Source organism: Roseateles sp., assembly GCF_036404855.1.
In the GTDB taxonomy this organism is placed as follows: Bacteria; Pseudomonadota; Gammaproteobacteria; order Burkholderiales; family Burkholderiaceae_C; genus Pelomonas.
Genome location: NZ_DASWYS010000246.1, coordinates 1 through 3,452 on the forward strand (window position 1 = coordinate 1; position 3,452 = coordinate 3,452).

A 3,452-nucleotide genomic window follows, 5' to 3' on the forward strand; every position below is an offset into this window, starting at 1 on the left:
CGGCCTGAACCTGGTGGCGAAGGAGTACATCGCCACGCAAGGCCTGAGCAAGGGCCGCGGTGTGCTGGTGCTGTCGGAGTTCGCTGGCGCCGCGGCGGAACTCAAGGGCGCCATCCTGACCAATCCGCACGACGTGATGGACCTGAAGAACGCCTGCTACCTGGGCCTCAACATGGGCCGCGCCGAAGCAGGCGCACGCATGCGCCAGCTCTTCGACATCGTCAGCCACTACGACGTGCGCCGCTGGGGCGACGATTTCCTTGCAGCCACCCATGCGAAGTCTCCGCAGACCGCGCGCAAGCCGGCCGTGCGCGGCAGCAAAGGCTGAGCCGGGCACGACATCGGAACCCCGACGGGCCGCCAGGGTCTGAACAAGCCTGCATCGCTTGCCACGCCCTCGCATGATGAAGCGCCTGTTGCCGATCTCGTCCCTGCTGTTCGGGGTTGCCCTGCTGCTGGCCGGCAACGGCCTGTTCGGCACGCTGCTGGGCGTGCGCAGCGCCGCCGAAGGCTGGTCGGGCCGTGCCATCGGCCTGATGATGTCGGCCTACTTTGCCGGCTTCCTGCTCGGCACCTTCGTCAATCCGCGCATCATCACGCGCGTCGGACACATCCGCGCGTTCGCGATCTTCGCCGCACTGGCTTCCAGCGCGGCGCTGCTGCAGGGCCTGCTGGTGCATCCGCTGGCCTGGCTGCTGCTGCGCCTGCTGACCGGCATCTGCCTGGTCGGCCTGTACATGGTCGTGGAAAGCTGGCTCAACGCGCAGGCCGAGCCGTCCACGCGGGGGCAGATCTTCGCCGGCTACATGGCCGTCAACTTCGGCGGCCTGGCCGCCGGCCAGACGCTGCTGGCGCTATACCCGGTGCAGGGCTTCGAACTCTTCGGTGTGACGGCGATGCTGCTGTCCCTTTCGCTGGTGCCGGTGGCACTGACCTCGGTGGCACAGCCCGCCGTCACGCAGGCTCCGCACCTGAGCCTGCGGGCGCTCTACACACTCGCACCCGTGGGCATCGCCGGTGCCGTGGGCTCAGGGCTGGCACTCAGCGCGTTCTGGGGCATGGGTCCGGCGGCCGCCCAACAACTGGGTTTCGAGGGCAGAGGCGTCGCCGCCTTCATGAGCGCCGCGATCCTGGGCGGTGCGCTGCTGCAATTGCCCATCGGCCGCTGGTCCGACCGCGGCGGAGATCGCCGACGCGTCCTGTTCCTGCTGACCCTGGCCTCCGCCGCCACGGCGCTGGGCCTGTTCTTGCTGCCGCTGGAACCCTCGCTGCTGCTGGGCGGCATGTTCCTGTTCGGCGGCCTGGCCTTTGCGATCTACCCGGTCAGCATCGCGCTGACCAATGACCGCCTGCGCCCCGAGGACCTGCTGCGCGGCGCCGGCAGCCTGTTGCTGCTGCACGGCGCGGGCGCAGTGCTGGGGCCGTTCCTGGCCGGCCTGCTCATGGAATGGCTGGGGCCAACCGCGCTGATGCTGCACTTCGCCTTGATGCTGGGCCTGCTGGCGACCTATGCGGCCTGGCGCCTGTGGATCTCGCCGCAGGGACCCGAGGCCCATACACCCTTCCAGCCGATGGTACGCACCACACCAGCGGCCCTGGAGCTGATTGCGCCGACGCCGGAAGACGCCACGCCAGAGGCAGGCCCGGCGACCTAGAGACGGCCGGCCTTGAAGGTGTCGCAGGCGTTGGGGTCGCCCGATTCGAACCCGGCGCGGAACCAGCGCACGCGCTGCTCCGAGGTGCCGTGGCTGAAGGCGTCGGGCACCACGTGGCCCTGCAACTGCTTCTGCAGGCGGTCATCGCCGATCGCGGTGGCGGTGTTCAGCGCCTCCTCCACGTCGCCGCTCTCCAGCCACTGCAGCTTCTTCTCGGAGCGGTTGGCCCAGACGCCGGCCAGGCAATCGGCCTGAAGCTCCTGGCGCACCAGCAGGCCGCCGTCGCCCTGCACGTTCTGGCCGCGGCGGCGGGCCTCGTTGACCTTGGCGCTGACGCCGAGCAGGGTCTGCACGTGGTGGCCCACCTCGTGGGCGATGACGTAGGCATAGGCGAAGTCGCCACCGCCGCCGAGGCGCCGCTGCATGTCCTGGAAGAACGACATGTCGAGGTACACCTGGTGGTCGCCCGGGCAGTAGAACGGACCCGAGGCGGAGGTGGCGCTGCCGCAGGCGGAATCCACGCCGCCGGAGAACAGGATCAGCTTGGGCTGCTCGTACTGTCGGCCGGTCTGCTGGAAGATTTCGCCCCAGACCGCCTCGGTCTCGCCGAGGATGGCACGCACGAAGTCGGCGCCTTCGTCATTGGCCGGGGGCGGCACGCCCTGCTGCTGCTCCGCCGGGCTCATGCCCTCGGTCACCTGCGACACCAGGCCCAGCATCTCCAGCGGGTTCTTGCCGAGCAGCAGGCTCAGCACCACCACGACGGCGATGCCGCCGAGGCCGAGCTTGCCGCCTCCCCCGCCGCCGCCGAAACCGCGACGGCCGGAGCCGCGGACGTCCACCACGTTGTCGCTACGCTGACCGCCGCGCCATTTCATGCACCGATCCCTCCGAGACCTGCCGCGATCCTCCATCGCGGAGGACGCCAGCGCAAGGGGCGGCTCAGGCCGGCTTCAACACCTGGCCCAGCACCGCGTCCAGCAGCCTTGCACGCGGCTTCCAGGGGTACTCGGGGATCGTGACCAGCGAGTGACAGAGGCCTAGCAGCGAGCACAGCAGCGCCTCGCCCTGCAGTTGCGGATCGCCCGGGTGGGCACTGCCCTCGGCCTGGGCAGCCTCCACCAGCCGGCGGAACAGGTCGAAGCGCTCCAGGATCGCCGAGGTCTCGACGTACAGCTGCTCGCCGGGCTCGGCCTGGTCCTGGTTGAGGTAGACCATGCGGTAGCGCTCGGGCTGGTCGCACCAGTAGTCGACATAGGCCAGGCAGGCCCGGCGCAGGCGCTGCGCCGCCGTGCCGCGCCGCGCCGCGGACTCGATGCCGGCGAACAGTTCGACGAAGAAATCCTCCCAGATGTAGCGCAGGATGTCGTTCTTGCTGCGGAAGTAGCCGTACAGGCCCATGGTGCTGCAGCCGGCCACGGCGGCGATGCGGCGCATGCTCACCGCCTCGAAGCCTTCGCTGGCGAACAGGCCGCGCGCGGCCTCGATGACGCGCTGGCGCACCGCCTGCTCCAGGTCGACGCTGCGGCGCGGCCGCCCACGCGTGCCGCCCGCTTCCGCCTTGCCGCCCTTACCGCTCTTGCCGGTTTGACTCGCCATGGCCCTCGGCCTTATTTTCCGTACACGTACAATAAATAAGGGACGGGTGGATGAGCAAGGGGACTCTCGCAGCCGCGACGGGCTTGGCCGCGGCGCTGCTGGCCGGCTGCAGCCACAGCAGCACGCCAGCCGCAGTGCCAGTGACGCCGTCCACTTTCGAGCGCCCGACGCTGGCCGAGTGTGCGGCGCTGCGCCCGG

Annotated in this window: 4 protein-coding genes; 2 read left to right on the plus strand and 2 right to left on the minus strand. The window is 69.8% G+C overall.

Annotated elements, in window-relative coordinates; genetic code table 11:
* A partial coding sequence (locus tag VGF12_RS16325; protein ID WP_331177104.1) for a trehalose-6-phosphate synthase occupies window positions 1-328 on the plus strand: 328 nt, incomplete at its 5' end.
* Between the two features lie 76 nt (window positions 329-404).
* Complete coding sequence (locus VGF12_RS16330) at window positions 405-1,655, plus strand: MFS transporter (RefSeq protein ID WP_331177105.1); 1,251 nt, start codon at window positions 405-407, stop codon at window positions 1,653-1,655.
* Here the strand turns inward: VGF12_RS16330 and ypfJ are convergent.
* Together ypfJ and VGF12_RS16340 are read right to left on the minus strand one after the other, a co-directional pair.
* Window positions 1,652-2,533, minus strand: a complete 882-nt coding sequence (gene ypfJ, locus VGF12_RS16335) for a KPN_02809 family neutral zinc metallopeptidase (RefSeq protein WP_331177106.1) — start codon at window positions 2,531-2,533, stop codon at window positions 1,652-1,654. The two genes, VGF12_RS16330 and ypfJ, sit on opposite strands and share 4 nt — an antisense overlap.
* A gap of 64 nt (window positions 2,534-2,597) precedes the next feature.
* Complete coding sequence (locus VGF12_RS16340) at window positions 2,598-3,254, minus strand: TetR/AcrR family transcriptional regulator (protein ID WP_331177107.1); 657 nt, start codon at window positions 3,252-3,254, stop codon at window positions 2,598-2,600.
* Window positions 3,255-3,452 lie beyond the last annotated feature (198 nt).

Bases quoted from the DNA above. Each gene is read 5' to 3' on its own strand.
- VGF12_RS16340 (WP_331177107.1), bottom strand. From the start codon at position 3,254: ATGGCGAGTCAAACCGGCAAGAGCGGTAAGGGCGGCAAGGCGGAAGCG.
- ypfJ (WP_331177106.1), bottom strand. From the start codon at position 2,533: ATGAAATGGCGCGGCGGTCAGCGTAGCGACAACGTGGTGGACGTCCGC.
- VGF12_RS16330 (WP_331177105.1), top strand. From the start codon at position 405: ATGAAGCGCCTGTTGCCGATCTCGTCCCTGCTGTTCGGGGTTGCCCTG.